22 protein-coding genes are annotated in these 18,918 nt (G+C 60.0%); 10 read left to right on the top strand and 12 right to left on the bottom strand.

The window, feature by feature from the left end:
- Positions 1-3 precede the first annotated feature (3 nt).
- Entirely contained in the window at positions 4-1,254 is a 1,251-nt protein-coding gene (locus J2T09_RS24635; protein WP_306839603.1) for a GNAT family N-acetyltransferase, read from the bottom strand.
- 124 nt (positions 1,255-1,378) lie between these two features.
- On the bottom strand, positions 1,379-1,594 hold the full coding sequence (locus J2T09_RS24630; protein ID WP_306839636.1) for a DUF2842 domain-containing protein: 216 nt from the start codon (positions 1,592-1,594) through the stop codon (positions 1,379-1,381).
- Between the two features lie 141 nt (positions 1,595-1,735).
- Here J2T09_RS24630 and J2T09_RS24625 point away from each other — a divergent pair, with 141 nt between their 5' ends.
- Positions 1,736-2,836: a COX15/CtaA family protein gene (locus tag J2T09_RS24625; protein ID WP_306839601.1), complete on the top strand. Its 1,101-nt coding sequence runs from the start codon at positions 1,736-1,738 to the stop codon at positions 2,834-2,836.
- On the opposite strand, the gene J2T09_RS24620 is transcribed toward J2T09_RS24625, so the two are convergent.
- The 6 genes from J2T09_RS24620 to rplM form a co-directional block, all read right to left on the bottom strand.
- Complete coding sequence (locus J2T09_RS24620) at positions 2,826-3,701, bottom strand: aminoglycoside phosphotransferase family protein (RefSeq protein ID WP_306839598.1); 876 nt, start codon at positions 3,699-3,701, stop codon at positions 2,826-2,828. The genes J2T09_RS24625 and J2T09_RS24620 overlap by 11 nt on opposite strands.
- Positions 3,701-4,633, bottom strand: coding sequence for an N-acetyl-gamma-glutamyl-phosphate reductase (argC, locus tag J2T09_RS24615; RefSeq protein WP_306839596.1), 933 nt, complete (start codon positions 4,631-4,633; stop codon positions 3,701-3,703). The genes J2T09_RS24620 and argC overlap by 1 nt, the downstream gene beginning before the upstream one ends.
- A 73-nt stretch (positions 4,634-4,706) precedes the next feature.
- Positions 4,707-5,657 carry an agmatinase gene (speB, locus tag J2T09_RS24610; protein ID WP_306839594.1) on the bottom strand — a complete coding sequence of 317 codons (951 nt, stop codon included), beginning with the start codon at positions 5,655-5,657 and terminating at the stop codon, positions 4,707-4,709.
- An 8-nt stretch (positions 5,658-5,665) separates the two neighbouring features.
- Positions 5,666-6,010 (bottom strand): antibiotic biosynthesis monooxygenase family protein, encoded by a 345-nt coding sequence (locus J2T09_RS24605; protein ID WP_306839592.1) that lies wholly within the window; start codon positions 6,008-6,010, stop codon positions 5,666-5,668.
- 145 nt (positions 6,011-6,155) lie between these two features.
- On the bottom strand, positions 6,156-6,626 hold the full coding sequence (rpsI, locus tag J2T09_RS24600) for a 30S ribosomal protein S9 (RefSeq protein WP_306839590.1): 471 nt from the start codon (positions 6,624-6,626) through the stop codon (positions 6,156-6,158).
- A 2-nt stretch (positions 6,627-6,628) separates the two neighbouring features.
- Positions 6,629-7,093 (bottom strand): 50S ribosomal protein L13, encoded by a 465-nt coding sequence (gene rplM / locus J2T09_RS24595; protein ID WP_112728417.1) that lies wholly within the window; start codon positions 7,091-7,093, stop codon positions 6,629-6,631.
- A 315-nt stretch (positions 7,094-7,408) separates the two neighbouring features.
- On the opposite strand from rplM, the gene J2T09_RS24590 reads away from it, so the two are divergent.
- The 3 genes from J2T09_RS24590 (at position 7,409) to J2T09_RS24580 (ending at position 8,979) form a co-directional block, all read left to right on the top strand.
- A complete protein-coding gene (locus J2T09_RS24590; RefSeq protein ID WP_306839586.1) occupies positions 7,409-7,837 on the top strand; it encodes a CoA-binding protein in 429 nt (142 codons plus the stop codon).
- A gap of 204 nt (positions 7,838-8,041) precedes the next feature.
- Positions 8,042-8,581 (top strand): glyoxalase superfamily protein, encoded by a 540-nt coding sequence (locus J2T09_RS24585; protein WP_306839584.1) that lies wholly within the window; start codon positions 8,042-8,044, stop codon positions 8,579-8,581.
- On the top strand, positions 8,581-8,979 hold the full coding sequence (locus J2T09_RS24580; RefSeq protein WP_306839582.1) for a hypothetical protein: 399 nt from the start codon (positions 8,581-8,583) through the stop codon (positions 8,977-8,979). Before J2T09_RS24585 ends, J2T09_RS24580 begins: the two co-directional genes overlap by 1 nt.
- Before the next feature lie 174 nt (positions 8,980-9,153).
- On the opposite strand, the gene J2T09_RS24575 is transcribed toward J2T09_RS24580, so the two are convergent.
- Complete coding sequence (locus J2T09_RS24575) at positions 9,154-9,597, bottom strand: DUF6455 family protein (protein ID WP_306839580.1); 444 nt, start codon at positions 9,595-9,597, stop codon at positions 9,154-9,156.
- A 168-nt stretch (positions 9,598-9,765) separates the two neighbouring features.
- Here J2T09_RS24575 and J2T09_RS24570 point away from each other — a divergent pair, with 168 nt between their 5' ends.
- The 3 genes from J2T09_RS24570 (at position 9,766) to J2T09_RS24560 (ending at position 12,804) form a co-directional block, all read left to right on the top strand.
- Positions 9,766-11,052 carry an O-acetylhomoserine aminocarboxypropyltransferase gene (locus J2T09_RS24570; RefSeq protein WP_306839578.1) on the top strand — a complete coding sequence of 429 codons (1,287 nt, stop codon included), beginning with the start codon at positions 9,766-9,768 and terminating at the stop codon, positions 11,050-11,052.
- Between the two features lie 272 nt (positions 11,053-11,324).
- On the top strand, positions 11,325-12,245 hold the full coding sequence (locus tag J2T09_RS24565) for a cation diffusion facilitator family transporter (protein WP_306839576.1): 921 nt from the start codon (positions 11,325-11,327) through the stop codon (positions 12,243-12,245).
- A 151-nt stretch (positions 12,246-12,396) separates the two neighbouring features.
- A complete protein-coding gene (locus J2T09_RS24560) occupies positions 12,397-12,804 on the top strand; it encodes a response regulator (RefSeq protein WP_306839574.1) in 408 nt (135 codons plus the stop codon).
- A gap of 7 nt (positions 12,805-12,811) precedes the next feature.
- Here the strand turns inward: J2T09_RS24560 and J2T09_RS24555 are convergent, their stop codons facing one another.
- A complete protein-coding gene (locus J2T09_RS24555; protein WP_306839572.1) occupies positions 12,812-14,395 on the bottom strand; it encodes a TerC family protein in 1,584 nt (527 codons plus the stop codon).
- A 385-nt stretch (positions 14,396-14,780) separates the two neighbouring features.
- A complete protein-coding gene (gene bdcA, locus J2T09_RS24550) occupies positions 14,781-15,494 on the bottom strand; it encodes an SDR family oxidoreductase (protein WP_306839570.1) in 714 nt (237 codons plus the stop codon).
- Positions 15,495-15,578: 84 nt separating this feature from the next.
- On the opposite strand from bdcA, the gene J2T09_RS24545 reads away from it, so the two are divergent.
- Genes J2T09_RS24545 through J2T09_RS24535 form a run of 3 tightly spaced genes read left to right on the top strand, consistent with a single transcriptional unit; the run spans position 15,579 to position 16,865 of the window.
- Positions 15,579-16,181: a TetR/AcrR family transcriptional regulator gene (locus tag J2T09_RS24545; protein WP_306839568.1), complete on the top strand. Its 603-nt coding sequence runs from the start codon at positions 15,579-15,581 to the stop codon at positions 16,179-16,181.
- Positions 16,178-16,531 carry a cupin domain-containing protein gene (locus J2T09_RS24540; protein ID WP_306839565.1) on the top strand — a complete coding sequence of 118 codons (354 nt, stop codon included), beginning with the start codon at positions 16,178-16,180 and terminating at the stop codon, positions 16,529-16,531. Before J2T09_RS24545 ends, J2T09_RS24540 begins: the two co-directional genes overlap by 4 nt.
- A 22-nt stretch (positions 16,532-16,553) precedes the next feature.
- Complete coding sequence (locus tag J2T09_RS24535; protein WP_306839564.1) at positions 16,554-16,865, top strand: hypothetical protein; 312 nt, start codon at positions 16,554-16,556, stop codon at positions 16,863-16,865.
- Between the two features lie 30 nt (positions 16,866-16,895).
- Here J2T09_RS24535 and ggt read toward each other — a convergent pair whose 3' ends face one another.
- A complete protein-coding gene (gene ggt / locus J2T09_RS24530; RefSeq protein ID WP_306839562.1) occupies positions 16,896-18,656 on the bottom strand; it encodes a gamma-glutamyltransferase in 1,761 nt (586 codons plus the stop codon).
- Positions 18,657-18,918: the final 262 nt, after the last annotated feature.

The following is an 18,918-nucleotide window of genomic DNA, read 5'->3' as shown; positions in this document are numbered from 1 at the left end:
AACCTAATCGTTTTCGGCGGGCGCCGGCTGCGGCGCCTGACCGCGCCTGCGGATCTTCTGGATGAAACGATAGAGCGGTGGCCGTTTCTTGATCGCCACCTTGGCGCGGGTCCGGGCTGCCAGCATCACCATCATCAGCCAGCCGCGCACCGTGATCGGCAACAACAGCTGATGCGTCACGGTTTCCACCGTGCACCAGCTGCGCTTGTAAAGCTGGTCGCCGATGCCGAAGTCGAAAATCGCGACCCCCTGTTCGCTGGCACGCTTGATCATCAGCCAGAACAGCAGTTCACCGGGGCTGGCCTCCGGTGCCAGCGTGTCGTCGATCGAGCCGAACTGGCAGATCACGTGATCACCCTTGCGCGACAGGCCTGATATGGCGGCGATCTTGCCATCGTCTTCGCCCTTGAGGCGGATGGCATGCAGTTCGAGCGGGATGTCGTGGCCATTTGGCTGAACGGCAATGAGATTGCGGAAGAAAGTTTTGATCTCTGCCGGCCGGAACACGTCGGGCAGGCCATGCTGTTTGAAACGAGCCGCTTTCTGCTGAAAAAACAGCGACAGGATATCCTGCTTTTCACGATCCGTGGTGGCGATGACATGCTCATAACCGCCGCGCTCCAGCAGACGACGTTCCTGCACGCGAAATTTCTTGCGTCGGCGCTTGGCATTCACCTGCGCCAGCGCCTGCTCGAAACTCGACAGCAACGGCATCTGAAAAGTGTGGTTGGCATCTTCGATCGCATAAAGCCCGGTAAAGGGATGGGCGATATCGCGCCACAGCAACGGCATCGTGCCGAGCGTCACGAGATCGGCCTTGCCCTTCAATAGCATTGCAAGCTTTATCCTCAGCCCCTGAAGCGCTTCAGCATCGAGAAAACGAAAATCCTCGTCCAGCAGGCCGGTGTTGTAATTGTTGAAGCGGATGGCGATGAACCGCGCAATCACCGCGCCGTTTTCCCGAGCCGCCTCCAGCGGCAGGATCATTACGGTACGCCCGTCGATGCGGCCACGCACCAGCAGCAGGGGCGTCTGCTGTGCCTGATGCCAAGCCTTGCACCAGTCATAGGCATGATGCAGCGAATTCTGGGGCAGGGCCTCCAGCCGACGCCAATCGGCCTCGATGTCTTCCATGCGGTCGACAAGATCGAGCTGCAGCCGATCGATCGGGAAAGGCGCGGGCACGACAAGAGCATCCGCGGGCGCGGTCATGCTGTCCAATACCGTTTCGAAATCGGGTTGCGGCTTCTGCACGCCCATCTCCGCCATCACATTCGCGTGCGATCATAGGCAAGGAGTTGCAACAATCGGTTTATGCGCGGGCAGGCATTTCGGGATTTGGCCCTGTGGTTAAGGCGCGGTCAACGCCTTGAAAACATCAGGCGCGGGGCGGGCGAGGTCCGGCCATCCACTTGATGATGAGCATGGCCGGCAGGATCCACAACAGGCCTGTAAGCAGGAAATACAGCAAATGCACCCACCATGGCGAGGTGGCAAGAAGGGCGGAGGCGACCGTGGTGGCAATGTCGGCATAGACAACCACCAGAATGATGATGAGGATCGTGCCGATGAAGCTTCTGAGGCGCGGATGCATTTTTTCGTCAAGCTCTCCCGTCAAGCCGCGACCGCATGCCGCAAAGCTGTAGGACTTGTTTTGCACGGGGGCATCGGGCAAAGCAACGGACAAAAGCGCGCAGCAAGACGCTAATAAACACGGTCAGCAGGGATGAGACGGATGTCGGTGATGAATACGACGGCAGCAGATTTTTCCGCAGCCACGACAAAGGTGGCAAAAAACCGCAAGGCGGTGCGCCTGTGGCTCGGTTTCGTCATCCTCACGCTCTTCTGTCTGGTTCTTGTCGGCGGCGCCACGCGCTTGACCGACAGCGGCCTGTCGATCACCGAATGGAAGCCGATCCACGGCGTCATTCCGCCGCTCAATGCCGCCGAGTGGGAAGAGGAATTCCAGCTCTACCAGCGCATTCCGCAATATGAGCAGCTCAACAGTCATATGACGGTCGAGGATTTCAAGTCGATCTTCTGGTGGGAATGGGCACATCGTTTCCTCGCCCGCGCCATCGGCCTGATCTTCGCACTGCCGCTCGCCTTTTTCTGGCTGACCGGCCGTATCGAGAAACAGGTGCGTTGGCCGCTGGTCGGCACGCTGGCGCTTGGTGGCTTTCAGGGTTTCATCGGCTGGTGGATGGTGTCCTCCGGTCTCACCAAGCTTGTCAGCGTCTCGCAATACCGGCTGGCGACCCATCTGGTCATTGCCTGTCTGATCTTTGCCGCCTGCGTGTGGATCATGCGCGGACTTACACCGCAGCGTCGCGATGCTGCCCCGACCCGATATTCGGTATGGGCGGCCGGCGGCATCGCCTTTCTGGCACTGTTCCAGATCTATCTCGGTGCGCTCGTCGCGGGTCTCGATGCGGGATTGAGCTACAATACCTGGCCGCTGATGGACGGCGCCTATATCCCGGCGGATCTTTTCATCCGTGATCCATGGTGGATCAACCTCTTTGAAAACCACAAGACGGTGCAGTTCGTGCACCGCATCGGCGCCTACGTCATTCTGGCCGCCACGCTCGTGCACATGCTGATCACGCTCTCAAGGGCGCCGAGCAGCGTTTACGCCACGCGCTCGATCATCCTGTTCGCGCTGGTCTGCGCACAGGCAGTGATCGGCATCCTGACGCTGCTGTGGCAGGTTCCGCTCGATCTGGCGCTGGCGCATCAGGGCGGCGCGCTGATCGTGCTGGGTTATGCGGTGGCCCATTGGCGGGGATATGTCGGGGAATATCCGGTCGTGACCCAGGACGCCGCTACGCGCTGACGGCACCGGTCTCCAACAAGCGCCTTGCCACCTTGAAAAAGGCGAGCCGCTCGCTGGCATTGCCGCCGGCGGAAATTCTGTCGCCGCCTTCAAATGACCAGCAGATCGACAGACCTGCATGGGCGATGGCGTAACGCAGGATCTTTTCCTCGCTGCAGCCGATCGTTATGGCGAAAAGCCGGACAAGCGTGATGATCCGGGCCGGATCGACGATATCGGCAAAGGCGCCGTTCGGATTGCCAAAAATGTTTGCCACATCATAGGCAGGGTCGCCGATCAGCCCCTGCGGGTCGATGGCACGCCAGACGCCGCATGCATCCGCGATGATGTTTTCATGATGCAGGTCGCCATGCAGTGGCCGAATATTCTCCTGCGTGGCGATCAGATCGTCGGCCATTGCCGTGCAATAGGCAAAGACGTCAGCAAGCGGATCGTTGGCGTCGGCGGCCCGCACATAGAGCGATTGAAAATGCCGTTTCAGCGGCATGAGTTCGGCGGGGTGTGGTGCGGATGAAATCGCATGCAGCCTGTTCAGGACATCGACCACGACGCCATTTGATGCATCCTCGCCATGCGTCAGGCGATAGTCGCGCAGCATGACCATGCCGGCATCTTCCAGCAGGGCTGCCGTTTCCGTGCGGTCCAGAAGGCGAACGGTGCCGTTGCCGCCACGCCAATCGAGAAAATCGAAGCCGGGCAGCTCATGCAGGCCGCTCGGCTTCAATTGCTTGACAATTGCATTCGTCCGGTCATCGCACTGAACACGATAAACGTAACTGCTGCGCGTATCCGCGATCAGGTGGAAAGAGCGGATGCGCCAGCGTGTTGCCAGCGCATCCGAAAGAGCAGGTTTCGCTTCCGCCATCACGCGGACAGCATCAGGTCCATGTTCTGCACGGCGGCACCGGAAGCGCCCTTGCCGAGATTGTCGAGCAGCGCCACCAGATTGACATGTGCACCACCCGGCGTGCCGAACACGAACAGTTTCATGCGGTCGGTATCGACCAGTTCTTCCGCATCGACGCGCGGCAGTTTTGCGCTTTCCTCAAGCGATACGACCGAAACGATGTCCTGCCCGGCATAATGATCGACCAGCGTCGCGTGGATCTTTTCCACCGTCGCGCCGTCCTTGAGATCGTCGAGGAACAGCGGCACCTGCACGATCATGCCCTGCGCAAAACGACCGACCGACGGCGAGAAAAGAGGGGCGCGGTCCAGCAGGCCATGGGTTTTCATTTCCGGCACGTGCTTGTGCTTGAGCGTCAGGCCATAGAGGAAATTGTTGGCGAAGAGGGCATCTTCGCGGGAAGCATCTTCCATCTGGCCGATCAGCTGCTTGCCGCCACCGGTGTAACCCGAAACTGCATTGACCGAGACCGGATAGCCGTCCGGCAGGAGGCCGGCGGCACGCAGTGGACGCAGCAGCGAAACCGCGCCGGTCGGATAGCAACCCGGATTGGAGACGTGGCGCGCCGAGCGGATCTTTTCCGCCTGTCCCTTGTCCAGTTCGGCAAAACCATAAGCCCAGTCGGGCGCGACGCGGTAGGCGGTCGACGTGTCGATGATGCGCACGTTGTTGTTGCCGGCCAGCATCGAGACGGCTTCCTTGGAAGCATCGTCCGGCAGGCAGAGGATGGCGATATCGGCACTGTTGAGCAGATCCTCGCGCATCGCCGCGTTGCGGCGCTCCGCTTCCGGGATGGACAGAAGCTCGACGTCGCGGCGGCCGGTCATGCGGGTGCGGATCTGCAAGCCCGTGGTACCGTGTTCGCCATCGATGAAGATCTTTGCTGCCATTGTCGTTATCCCATGATTTCAGTGGCTTGGCGGTGCGGCCGGAAGTCGTTTTCCAACCAGTTCATGCATTGATTCAAGACGTAGCGAGACGCTCCGCTTTCAGCCCGAGCATATACATTGCTACCGTCGCTCCGGCAATGGCGGTGATATCGGCGTGGTCATAGGCTGGCGCGACCTCAACGACATCGGCACCGCGAATATCTAGGCTCCCAAGCTTTCGCAGAACGGACAGGATTTTGGCGCTGGACGGACCACCTGCCACCGGCGTGCCGGTGCCGGGCGCAAAAGCCGGATCGAGGCAGTCGATATCAAAGGTCAGATAGGCGGGCCGGTTGCCGACATGGGCAAGAATTTTTTCCGCAATCGCCTGCGCGCTCAGGTCTTCGACCTCATAGCCGTGCAGGATTTCGATGCCAAAATCCTCCGGCGCATGGGTGCGGATACCGATCTGGATCGAATGGTCCGCGTCGATCACGCCTTCGCGCACGGCGCGGGCCACGAAGGAGCCGTGGTCGATGCGCTCGCCGTCATCATCCCAAGTATCTTGATGGGCATCGAAATGCACGAGGGCAAGCGGGCCGTGTTTGGCGGCGTGGGCTTTCAGAAGTGGCCATGTGACGAAATGATCGCCGCCGAGGGAAAGAAGGAACGCGCCGGATGCGATGATCTTTGCCGCCTCCGCCTCGATCAGAGCGGGCGTCTTCTGGTGGTTGCCGTAGTCCAGCAGCACATCACCGTAATCCACCACCGCCATCGCTTCGAAAAGGTCGCGGGAAAACGGGTATTGCGGATCGTTGTCGAAAATCGCCGAGGCGCGGCGGATCGCCTGGGCCCCGAAGCGCGCACCCGGCCGGTTGGAAACGGCGGCATCGAAGGGAATGCCGAGCACGACCGCATCGGCGCCTTCGATATCCTTGCTGTAGCGGCGGCGCATGAAGGAGAGGGCGCCGGCATAGGTCGGGTCTGTCGCCGCCCCGCGTGCGGATTTTGCGGTAAAGGCATTGTCGATGGATTTGCTTGCCATGATCGATCCTATTTGTCGAAACCGTAGGCGCGTTCTACCCGTGCAATCCGCACCTGATAATCTTCATACCAGCGTTCCCGGCCAATCTTCTGGGCCGCCGCATGCGACACGACGGCTTTCCATGCCCGAATGCTCTCCTCGTCCGCCCAGTAGGAATTGGTGATGCCAAATCCGTCTTCTCCGCGTGCACTTTCCACGCCGAGATAGCCCGGTTGCCGACTGGCCAGTTCCACCATGGCATCGGCCATGGTGCCATAACCATTGTCACCCTCGGTGCGACAGGAGGAAAAGGCAACGATGTAATAGGGCGGCGCAGGCAGCTTTGCGAATGGCGTGGGGGAGGAGGATGACATGATGATTCCCTTTTTGGAAAACGGTTCGCACCCAGTTTGGCCAGCATCCGTTGATGGGCAAATGCGAAATCTTGATCGATGCCGTGCAAACGAAAAAAGGCGGAGCCGAAGCCCCGCCTTTCCAAAAGCATAATTCCTGAAACGATTAACGCTTCGAGAACTGGAATGAACGGCGGGCCTTGGCCTTACCGTACTTCTTACGCTCGACAACGCGGCTGTCGCGGGTCAGGAAGCCACCCTTCTTCAGAACAGAGCGCAGGCCCGGTTCGAAGTAGGTGAGGGCCTTCGAGAGACCGTGACGAACGGCACCGGCCTGACCGGACAGACCACCACCGGCGACGGTAGCGATGATGTCGAACTGACCCGAACGCGCTGCTGCGACCAGCGGCTGCTGCAGGATCATCTGCAGAACCGGACGGGCGAAGTAGGTCGTGAAGTCACGGCCGTTGATGATGATCTTGCCGGAACCAGCCTTGACCCATACGCGGGCGATGGCGTTCTTGCGCTTGCCGGTGGCGTAGGAGCGGCCCTGTGCATCGACCTTACGGACGTGAACCGGTGCAGCTGCCTGACCTTCGGCCGAAGCGAGGTCCTTCAGGGAGGAGAGATCGGCCATTATCAGGCGCTCCTTACGTTCTTGCTGTTCAGCGAAGCCACGTCGAGAGCGACCGGCTGCTGTGCTTCATGAGGATGGTTCGAGCCGGCGTAGACGCGCAGGTTCTTGAGCTGGCGACGGCCGAGCGGGCCGCGCGGGATCATGCGCTCGATAGCCTTCTCGAGAACGCGCTCCGGGAAGCGGCCTTCGATGATGGCGCGTGCAGTGCGCTCCTTGATACCGCCCGGGTGACCGGTGTGCCAGTAGTACTTCTTGTCGGAATACTTCTTGCCGGTGAAGACGCACTTTTCCGCGTTGATGATGATGACATTGTCACCGTCGTCGACGTGCGGGGTGTAGGTGGCCTTATGCTTGCCGCGAAGGCGCATGGCAACGAGGGTGGCGAGGCGACCGACAACGAGCCCTTCGGCGTCGATGATGATCCACTTCTTCTCCACCTCTGCAGGCTTCTGAACGAAGGTCGACATGGTGTTACTCTTTCTTTTGAACCCGTGACCGCGGATAAATCCGTCGGATGGGCGTTTCTTGTTGCTTGGCTTGGTGCCTGTTCGGTACCAAAAAGAAAGCGGGCCACGAGGGTCCGCATTTCTGCTGCGGCTTATAAGCGTGAGGTGAGGGAGCGTCAAGGCGACGAAATTTGTGTCGTCGAAAATTACCTAAGCAAAAACAATGGTTTGATTGTGTGGTATTTTAAAACCACACAAAAGATCGTGGAATCCTAGTGGTTTCGGCGCTGACGCAACCGCATATAACCTTGCAAGACATTCAGTGGAGACCCTGTGATGAACCACGACGCTTATGAACCCGCCTATATTTCCGGCATCCTGAAGGACACCAAAACCATCGCGCTGCTCGGTGCTTCGCCCAATCCGGAGCGTCCCAGCAACCGCGTCATGGCCTTCCTTCTGTCCAAAGGATACCAGGTGTTCCCGGTCAATCCGGGGCACGTGGGCAAACAGATCCTCGGTCAGACCGTTTACGCAAAGCTGGCCGCTGTGCCGCAGCCGGTCGATCTGATCGATGTTTTTCGCGCGGCCGAATATCTGGATGGCGTGGTGGACGAGGCGATTGCGCTCGACACCAAACCCAAGGCCATCTGGGGCCAGCTTTCCGTGCGTGACGACAAGGCGGCCGCGAAGGCCGAGGCTGCCGGCATCAAGGTCGTCATGGACCGCTGTCCGGCTATCGAATATCCGCGCCTCGGTCTCTGATCTTTTCGCACTTGTTTTCGCTCTGGCGCCCCTTCGGTCTTCGCGTTAATCTCGGCGCCAGGGCCGGAGGCGGCCTGCAGCCCGCGGCTTGAGAAAGCCATGGCGAACGCCTCCAGACACCGACCCTGAACGTTTCCCGTCAGGCGAAGGCGTTGGCAATGCGGGCACCGACGATTTTTTCGCCGTCTGACGAAGGAACGGATCATGCGCGATCATCGCGATGCAAAGGCCATGGCCAAAACGCTGCGGGAGGTGCTTGCCGCCCGCGACATCTCCATCACCCATTCGGAAGCTCTGGAAATCGTCGCCCGGCAATTCGGGCTGGCGAACTGGAATATTCTGAGTGCACAGCTCGAACCGAGGGCAGGGGAAAGCCCCATCGCTTTCGAGCGAACGGTGCCGATCGTGCGCATTTTCGATGTCGCCAAAGCGCACGAATTCTATCTCGGCTTTCTCGGCTTTTCCGTCGATTGGGAACATCGTTACGGCGAGAACTTTCCGCTTTATACGCAGGTCTCGCGCGGCAGCCTGCAACTGCATCTGTCCGAACATGCGGGCGACGCCACGCCCGGCGGCACGACGGTCGTTTACATGAAGGGCGCCCGCGCCTTCCAGAAAGAGCTGATCGACAAGGAATACCGCTACATGAAGCCGGGTCTGGAAGAGGTTGATGGCAGGCTGGAAGTGACGGTGACCGATCCCTTCAACAACCGCATTCGTTTCATGGAGATCATTGAGGGTTGATGCGCGAATATGAACCCGGCTCAACGATGAAAAGCGAGGCCATCCGATCCCGAATATTGGCCCCGAAGTGGGGGCTGTTACTTTTTATGGCTGCTTTCACCGGCGTTCTATCGGGATGCGACAAGCCCACTGAGACCGAGGCCGCAATAATCTCGGCTGTATTGGCGTGCGTGGAGCGGTCGCCAGAGCTGGAGGGCATTCCTGTTCGCGCCGAGGTTTCTCTCAACGCCGAGGGCATCATTGAGCGATCTGGAGTGTATGGTCCTGAAAGCTGGTTCCATTCACGTCAATCGGAATATCGTGCGCAAGACGCTGTCATGGCCGCCATCAACAAATGCGCGCCATATGATCCATCCCTGGCGGGAAATCACAGGCTGAAGTTTCGCTTTCCAGGGTAATCGCTTCCAAGGCCGGGCTTGCGCATCGACCGGAAACTGACAACGGTTTCCGTCACGGTGATGCGTAGACTGTAGAAGTCTTATGGCGTGGATCGCGCACCTTATCCCTGCGCGGCGCCATATGCCCGGCCAGCGTCTTCCTCCTCGAATGCTTGGCTCCTCGAATATCCGGCCTCAATCCAGCAGCAGGTTCGGTTGTGCCCGCATGCCCTTCAGTTCGTCCGAATTGCCGCAATAATGTCCGAACTCTTTGCCGGCATTGCTGTTGGCGAGGTCGCGCCGACAACGCGACTTTGCGGAACACTTTGCGCAGCGCAGCTGCATGTCGCGAAACAGAACGGGGTGCTGCAACAGAACCTCCACCGGATCGATGCCGAGATGGCGCATCATCGCCAGCATTTCGTCGGCCGCTTCCGGCCCGGCGCGGGCCAACCGCACCAGATCCTGCGGCGAGATGCTGCAATCGCGGGCGATGCTTGAAATCATCCGCTCGTCCATCGTGGCGATCACTTCCGCTTCCGAAGCGGCGTTATAGGCTTTGGCGCACCAGCGCAGGAACCGGCCTGCGAGACCCGGTTCATATGGATTGGCGGCATCCGGTCTGGCGATCTCGGTCACGACCATCTCTCCTCTCTTTCCAAGGAGATTGGCCATGTTGGAAATATATGCCTTGATCACAATCAAACCACGGGATTTTCTGTGTATCGCGGCCCGATCGGGTTGGTAAAACTAATCCGGAAATGGGACGAAGCGGGCTGAAGGCCCTGAACAGGTGAGGACAAAGACATGCCGACACGCGATCCCGGATTTTCGACGCTTGCGATCCATGCCGGTGCGGCCCCCGATCCGACCACGGGCGCACGCGCCACGCCGATCTACCAGACGACCTCATTCGTGTTTCAGGACAGCGACCATGCCGCCGCCCTGTTCGGCCTCCAGCAATTCGGCAATATCTACACCCGCATCATGAACCCCACCCAGGCGGTGCTGGAGGAACGTGTTGCCGCACTCGAAGGCGGCACGGCGGCACTGGCCGTTGCGTCAGGTCATGCGGCGCAGATGCTGGTCTTCCACACGATCATGCAGCCGGGCGACAATTTTATCGCCGCCAAACGCCTTTACGGCGGCTCGATCAACCAGTTCGGCCATGCCTTCAAGAATTTCGACTGGCATGTCCGCTGGGCCGACGTCTTTGACCCTCAGACATTCGAGGCTCAGATCGACGAGCGCACCAAGGGCATTTTTATCGAAAGCCTTGCCAATCCCAATGGCACATTCGTCGATATCGCGGCGATTGCCGAAGTGGCGCGCCGCCACGATCTGCCGCTGATCGTCGACAACACCATGGCCAGCCCCTATCTGGTCCGCCCGCTCGAACACGGTGCCGATATCGTCATCCATTCATTGACCAAATTCCTCGGCGGTCACGGCAATTCCATGGGCGGCATCATTGTCGATGGCGGCACGTTCGACTGGTCGCAATCCGGCAAATATCCCATGTTGTCGGAACCGCGCCCGGAATATGCGGGCATCGTCCTGCATCAGGCCTTTGGCAATTTTGCCTTTGCGATTGCCTGCCGCGTGCTCGGCCTCCGCGATCTCGGCCCCGCCATCTCGCCGTTCAACGCCTTCCTCATCCTCACCGGCATCGAAACCCTGCCGTTGCGCATGCAAAAGCACAGCGACAATGCGGCGGCCGTCGCTCAGTGGCTGAAGGGCGAGGAAAAGGTCGGCTGGGTGAGTTACGCCGGTCTTGCCGACGATCCGAACAACGAATTGCAAAAACGGTATTCACCCAAGGGCGCAGGCTCTGTCTTCACCTTCGGCCTCAAGGGCGGGTACGAGGCGGGCAAGACGCTGGTGGAAAATCTAAAGCTGTTTTCGCATCTGGCGAATATCGGCGACACCCGCTCGCTGGTCATTCACCCGGCCTCCACCACGCATCGCCAGTTGTCCGAAGAACAGCAGGCGGCAGCCGGTGCCGGACCCGATGTTGTGCGCCTGTCGATCGGCATCGAGGATGCGGCCGACATCATCGCCGACCTCCGGCAGGCTCTGGCAAAAGTCGGCTGACGCTTCTATAGAAGCCGCTCATGTAATCATTTCTACACAGTCGGCCGTTATCGGCTGGCTGTGTTCGCGAGAAAGTCCCCTCCCAACCCTCCCCACAAGGGGGAGGGCTTAACCAGGCCGCACCGCTAAGCCCCGATTAAGGCAGGCGTTTGCGGCGGGTTTTCTCCCCCCTTGTGGGGGAGATGGCCGGCAGGCCAGAGGGGGTATTTCAGGCGAGAAGAAAAATCAGATAAGGGGCAGGGGCGGAGGCCCCGTTCCAGTGGAGAATACCCGTGAGCGAACAGTCACTCCTTCGGCTGTCCATCGCCGTCACGGCCGCGCTGGCGGCATTCGGCATCATCGTCGGCCTGTTGTCCGGCTCTTTCGCTATCATTTTCGACGGTTTCTATTCCCTGACCGATGCGTTCATGACGCTGTTGGCGCTCTGGGTGTCTAAACTCATCATCGCCTCCGCTCAACCAACGGCCAAGGGCAAGCTGATCGATCGTTTCAGCGTCGGTTTCTGGCATCTGGAGCCGATGGTGCTTGGCCTCAACGGCACGCTTCTGATGGGTGCCGCGATCTATGCCTTCATCAGCGCCGTTGAAAGCCTGATGTCCGGCGGACGGCCGATCGATTTTGGCCCGGCGGTCATTTTTACGGTGGTCACCGTTTCGGTGTCGCTCGTCATGTGGCTGTTCTGCCGTCGCGCCAATCGCAAGCTCAATTCCAATTTCGTCGCGCTGGATACCCAGGCATGGCTGATGACGGCGGCGCTGACCTCCGCCTTGCTGATGGCCTTCGGTGTGGGCCACGCCATCGAGCGCACACAATACGCCTGGGCTACGCCCTATATAGATCCGGGCGCGCTGGCGATCATCTGCCTGATCATCGCGCCGGTGCCGCTTGGCCATGTGCGCCAGGCGGTTGCCGATATCCTGTTGGTCACGCCGGTGGAGTTGAAGAACCATGTCGATGCCGTCGCGGAGGCCATCGTCGAGCGCCACGGATTTCTTTCCTACCGCGCTTATGTCGCGCGTGTCGGTCGCGGCAAGCAGATCGAACTGTTCTTTATCGCGCCAAGCGAATGGCCGGCCCGGCATCTCTCGGAATGGGATGCCATTCGCGACGAGATCGGTGATGCGATCGGTGACGAAGGGCCGGATCGATGGCTGACCATCGTGTTCACCAGCGATCCCGAATGGGCGGATTGAGGGCTTGGTTGATGAAGGCTTAAGCCCTTCATTAGTATTGCATTAACCATGTTTCAAAATGGCACAGCCTGTGCCGCAATCATTTCCCATCCTCGTGCGTTCATAGGTCACCTTCAACAAAGGCCCGACCTTGAACAAGAGGAGACCGGACATGAACACGATCCGTCACACGGTATTGGTGGTCGAGGACGAAGCGCTCATCCGATTTGCGGTGGCCGACGCTCTCGAAGATGCAGGTTATGACGTCCTGGAAGCGGCGAGCGTCCTGGAGGCGATCGGACAGCTCGGGTTGAATGAGGATATCGATCTTGTCGTTACCGATGTCGATATGCCGGGCGCGCTTTCGGGTATCGATCTCGCCCGCATGATCAGCGACTGTGCGCCGCATATCGGCGTCATCGTGTCTTCGGCCCGTTGCGGCGAGGAGCTGACGGATATCCCGGCCGCTGCCCATTGCCTGCCAAAACCCTGCACGGCCCAGAAAATGCTCTCCACCATCGAAACCATGCTGAAGGGCAGGGCGCTCGTCGGCGACGAAAGTTTTCGCCGACGAGCCTGATTGATCGTTAGGCGGTCATTTCCGCCGGGGCTGCCGCCATCGAGGCGGTGGTGTGAATGCGCACCTTGTCGATGTTGCGACCGTCGAGCGCCACGACCTCATAGGTGAGATCGCCGAAGGACACCGTTTCCCCCTGCTGCGGCATGTGGCCGAGGCGCCAGAGCATCAGGCCGGCCAGCGTCGAATAGCGGTCGGCATCGTCCACGAGGTCGATATCCAGCAGTTTCGAGACATGGCGGATGTCGATCCAGCCGTCGACCAGAAGCGAACCATCTTCGCCGCGCTCCACGGTCAGTTGCTCTTCGTCGTCATCGGCAAAATCGCCGGCGATGGCTTCCAGCAGGTCCGTCGCGGTGACCATGCCTTCGACAGAGCCGTATTCATCGAGCACGATCGCCACCTGCAGCGGCGACTGACGCAGCTGTTCGAGCAGGCGCAGCGCATTGACGCTTTCATGCACGACCAGCGGCTGGCGCAATGAGCGGTCGAAATCGACTTTGCCCGTCTCGATGAAATCGCGCAAAAGATCCTTTGCCAGCGCGACGCCCAGAAATTCGTCGAGGCTGCCGCGGGCGATCGGAAAGCGGGAATGGCCCGATTCCAGAACTTTTCGCCGCAGTTCTTCATCGCTGTCCTCGATGTCGAGCCAGTCGATATCGAGACGATGCGTCATGACAGACTTGGCCGGACGATCGGCAAGCGTCAGCACGCTTTCGATCATTTCGTGTTCGACCGGCGTGAACAGCTCGTTTTCCGAAGCCCGTTCGGCCATCACGTCGGCAGTGTCACCCAGCGAGGCTTCGCTGCGGCGGCTGCCGAGCAAGGACAGCACGGCATTGGCGGTACGCTCGCGCAGGTCGCCGGTGGTCAGAACCCGCTCGCGGTTGCGGCGTGCGATCTGGTTGAACGCCTCGATAAGCACCGAGAAGCCGATGGCGGCATAAAGATATGCTTTCGGGATGTGGAAGCCGAGGCCTTCGACGATCAGCGAGAAACCGATCATCATCAGGAAGCCGAGGCAGAGGATGACGACGGTCGGATGTTTCGACACGAAGGCCATCAGCGGCCTCGAGCACAGAAGCATGACGCCGACGGCAACGATGACGGCGATCATCATGACGGACAGATGCTGAACCATGCCGACGGCGGTGATCACGCTATCGAGCGAGAACACGGCGTCGAGCACGACGATCTGCACCAGAACCTGCCAGAACACGGCATGTTCGATCTTGCCTTCCTTGGGCCCGGAATGGCCTTCGAGGCGTTCGTGCAGCTCCATCGTCCCCTTGAACAGAAGGAATACACCGCCAAACAGAAGGATCAGGTCGCGGCCGGAAATCTCGATGCCGAGAACGGTAAACAGTGGCGCTGTCAGCGTGACGATCCAGGCGACGGAGGCAAGCAGGGCAAGGCGCATGATCAGCGCCAGGCTGAGGCCGATGAGGCGGGCGCGTTCACGCTGATGCTCCGGCAGCTTGTCTGCCAGGATCGCGATGAAGACGAGATTGTCGATGCCGAGAACGATCTCGAGCACGATCAGGGTGGCGAGTCCGGCCCATGCGGCCGGATCGGACATCCATTCAAATATCATGATGATATGAGGCCTGCCCCTTCGGGTGGCCGTTCCTTCTGTGGTTGAAAGGGAAAACAAAAAACGCCGCCCAAGGACCGGGACGGCGGAAAACGATCAGCGATTGCGATAATGGCGTAATGGATGCGCGCGTGAGCAAGCGACCCCGGTTTGACGCGGGGCGCGGTGATCTCTCGACCGTGAAGTGGGAACGTCCGGTTCGGAACCATGTCAACCCTGTTGAGACGGCGAACCGGACACACGCAATCGGGTGTCCATGGGCGGCGAATATACCCATCCGCGCGCAGATTGCATCCCTTCGGAGTGAAAAAAATCCGTGATGACCTTTTTTCGGGTATTTTTCCCGCCGCCGCAAAGGGCCGGCGGCGGGGGGATTCAGCGCATGTCAGGCCGCCATGCCGCCGTCGATCGTGTGCATGGCGCCGGTGATGAAGCCGCCTTCCGGGCCGGCCAGATAAGCGGCGAGACCGGCAATCTCGTCCGGTCGGCCATGGCGTTTCAGTGCCATGAAACCATGCATCGTATCCTTCATCGGGCCATCGGCCGGGTTCATGTCGGTATCGATCGGGCCCGGCTGGATGACGTTGACGGTGATGTTGCGCGGGCCGAAATCGCGGGCGAGACCACGGGCCATGCCCTGTACGGCGGATTTGGTCAGCGCATAGGCCGCGCCGCCCGCAAACGGCATGCGGTCGCCGTTGACCGAGCCGATGATGATGATGCGGCCACCGTCATGCATCTGCCGGGCGGCTTCCACCGCGGCGTGATAGGGCGCGCGCACGTTGATGTCGATCATCCGGTCCACCGCATCCGGGTCGGTTTCCAGCGGGTCGCCCATGACCAGCGTGCCGGCGTTGACCACCAGCACATCGAGCGCGCCCGCCGCCTTCACGGTTGTGATCGTGTCGTTGCGGTTGCCCGCATCCGATTTCACGGCCTTTGCGCCGATCTCGGCCGCGAGTGTGTCGGCTGCGTCCTTCGATCCGGCATAGGTAAATGTCACATCGGCGCCATCGCTGGCAAAGCGGCGCACGATGGCCGCGCCGATGCCTCTGCTGCCGCCGATCACCAGAACTGCCTTACCCTTGAAATCAGTCATTGCACTGCTCCATGTTCAGGGTTGAGAATTAATGTAATGATGACTACATAATTGGTGGACAGATTTTCGTCAATGGATTTTGTAATGTGCACTACAAAAATATTGAAGGCGCGTGGCAGGCCGCGCGCATTCGACATGGAAGACGCGCTTGCCAAGGCGCAAGTGTTGTTCCGTGAAAAGGGTTATGACGCGCTCAGCATCGCCGACCTAACGGATGCGATCGGCATCAATCCACCGAGCTTCTATTCTGCCTTTGGCAGCAAGTCGGCGCTGTATGGTCAGGTTTTGCAGCGTTATGCGGAACTGGAAGGCATTGATCTGGTAGGGCCGTTCGCTGCGGGCGTTCCGCTTTCTCAAGGCGTGCGGCGTCTGCTGCAAGAAGCTGCGACCAATTATGGTGCGGGCAATGGCACGGGCTGCATGGTCATCGAAGGCGCGCGCGGCGGTGTCGATGCCGAAGCCTGCCTTCAGGCGCGGCGCCTGCTGGATCTGACCCATGACACGATTTTCGCAGGGGTCAGCCGCCGGACCCCGCAACAGGCCGAGATGGTCACCGATTACGTGATGGCGACCTTGTCCGGCCTGTCCGCCAGCGCCCGCAATGGTCTTTCCGCCACACGCTTGTTGCGCATCGCCGATATTGCGTCGCGCCAGCTTGCCCATGAACTTCAGGAGACGCAGCCATGACCGCATCGGCAAAATTCACGACCTTCGATCTGTCTGCCGTCGAACCGGAGGAGGGCGCTCCCGCTGCCGACCGTCTGATCTCCGGCAATCCGGTTTTCCGAACATGGAATATCGAGGAGGCCGATGGCGGGCTTTACGCGGGTGTATGGGAGGCGACGCCGGGCAAATGGCGGATCATCTACGACGAGTGGGAATATTTCCATATTCTTGCGGGCCATTCGATCCTGACGGAAGAGGGCGGTGAGCCGGTGCATCTGCGTGCCGGCGACAGCATGGTGTTGAGACCCGGCTTCAAGGGAAGCTGGGAAGTCGTTGAAACGACTCGCAAGGATTATGTGATCCGGGTGTGAAAACCCAATGTGGGGAAAGTTCATGCAAGGGGTGTCGGGAGGCGACCTGTCGCGTTACACCGCGCGCATCGAAAACAACCCGGACCCCGTCATGCGCCTGCTGCGAATGCTCCTGATCATCATCATCGCTTTTGTCGGTTTCTTCGGTTTCCGTTGGCACACCTATGTCAGCAATACCGACAGCCCCTATGACGAAGTGGGCATCACGCTGAACAGCAACATGCCGCTGCCGGTCCGCAAATGGGGCTGCGACAAGCTGCATGCCACGTTCGGCAATGTCCTGCCGCCTTACGGCTGCCAGGCCGAAGGCGGCGATGGCCGCGGCTGGATGTGATCTGATCGCAGTAACGTCGGGGAGTGAACCTCATTCCCCGACGGCCACGCCTTCGCGGCGCGGATCGGCACTGCCAACAAGCCCGCCCTCGGTGATCTCGATCGCATGCAGGCCGGAATTCATTTCGCCCGCCTTCACCTCGTAACCCAGCGCCTTCAGCGGCTCGGCAAACTTTTCCGCCGTGGTGCCGGCCTCGATATCGTAGGTGCCGAAACGGTTGATCAAATGTGGCTGCGCGACGATCTGTTCGACCGGCATGCCCCAGTCGATATAGGCGACCAGTGCCTGTGCCACATAACCGATGATCTGGCTGCCGCCTGGCGAGCCGATGGCGAGCAGAGGCTTGCCGTCCTTCATCACGATGGTCGGTGCCATCGACGAGCGCGGCCGTTTGCCAGGTTCGACGCGGTTGGCGACGGGTAGGCCGTTGTCATGCGTCTTGAAGGAAAAGTCGGTCAACTCGTTGTTGAGCAGAAAGCCGTTGGTCATCAGCCGCGCGCCAAAACCGTTTTCGATCGTCGTCGTCATCGAAAGGACGTTGCCCTCTTTATCGACGATGACGAAATGGCTGGTGGACGGAAGTTCAAGCGCCGCATCACGGCCGAACAGAAGCGCATGATCCCATTGCGGTTCGCCGGCTTTGACTGCGTCCTTGGTCAAGGCTTTGTCACTATCGAGCAGTTTGGCGCGTTCACCCAGATAATTCTTGTCGATCAGGCCCTTGATCGGCAGCGGCACGAAATCAGTGTCGGCGACATAACGTTCGCGGTCGGCGAAGGCGAGGCGCTGGGCATCGCCGAGGATACGCCAGCTCTCGACATTGTCCGGCCCAAAACCTTTCAGGTCGAAATTTTCCATCATGCCCAGCATCTGGCCGATCGCCACGCCGCCGGAAGAGGGCGGTCCCATGCCGCAGACATCGAGCGCGCGGTAGGTGAGGCAGACGGGGGCGCGTTCCTTGATGCCATAATTCTCGAAGTCGGCAAGCGAGAGGACACCGGGATTGTCAGCCGCCTCGCGCACCGTTTTGACGATCGCCTCGGCGATCGGCCCCTTGTAGAAAGCGTCGGCGCCGCCCTTGGCGATGGCGGATAGGGTTTCGGCATAGGCAGGATTCTTGAGAACCGTGCCGGCCTTCAGCGGTGCGCCGGATTGGTCGAAAAAGTAATTGCGGGGGCCTTCATACTTCTTCAGCTTGTCGCCTTCGGTCGCAATCAGCGAGGCCAGTCGCGGCGACACTTCAAAACCGTCCGTCGCCAGCTTTTCGGCTGAGGCAAACAATCCTGCCCATTCGGCCTTGCCATAACGCTTGTGAACATCTTCCAGCAGGCGCACGGTGCCCGGCGTGCCGACCGACCGGCCGCCCACGACGGCATCCATGAATTTCAGCGGCTGGCCCTGCTCGTCGAGAAACAGTTTTGGTGTTGCCTGCATCGGCGCCTTCTCGCGGCCGTCGAAGGTGGTGAGCTTTTTCGAAGCGGCATCGTAATAGACGAGAAACGCTCCGCCACCGAGACCGGAACTCTGCGGCTCGACCAATCCCAGCACGGTTTGAACTGCCACCATCGCGTCGATGGCATTGCCGCCCTTGGCGATCACGTCCCGCCCGGCTTGCGCTGCCAGCGGATTGGCGGCCGCCACCATGAAGTTTTTGGCCTCGACTCGTTTGGCTTTCGTCGTCCCGGTTGCCCGTTCGGGCGCCACCGTGTCGGAGGCCTGCTGTGCCAAGGCGCCGCCGGCTGTGCCGGTTGCCAGCAGGGTGGCAAGAATGAACCTGTTGAAAATCCGCATGGCGTCCCTCCATCTCTCAAGGGGATTTGGGTCTTGTGAAGGCAAGGGCAAGGGGTGGTGTTTGCCGGGATTGCGCGCGGCTCCTGGCGCTGTCGCCATCGAGAGAATCCTCGCTTTAAAGAGGATGATGCTGGAAACTTAAGCTATACCTTGCCTGATAGCCGGTTCATCTTTGCTTTACCATGTTTCCGCGAAAACCTGTGCAGGCTCCGATGCTGCGCCATTCACGCCTTTCCACATGTAGGAAAATGTTTAGCACCGG

The organism is Neorhizobium huautlense (assembly GCF_030811685.1).
Classification (GTDB): Bacteria; Pseudomonadota; Alphaproteobacteria; order Rhizobiales; family Rhizobiaceae; genus Neorhizobium; species Neorhizobium huautlense_A.
Note: the sequence above shows the minus strand (reverse complement) of the source record. Positions and strands in the feature narration are given on the sequence as shown.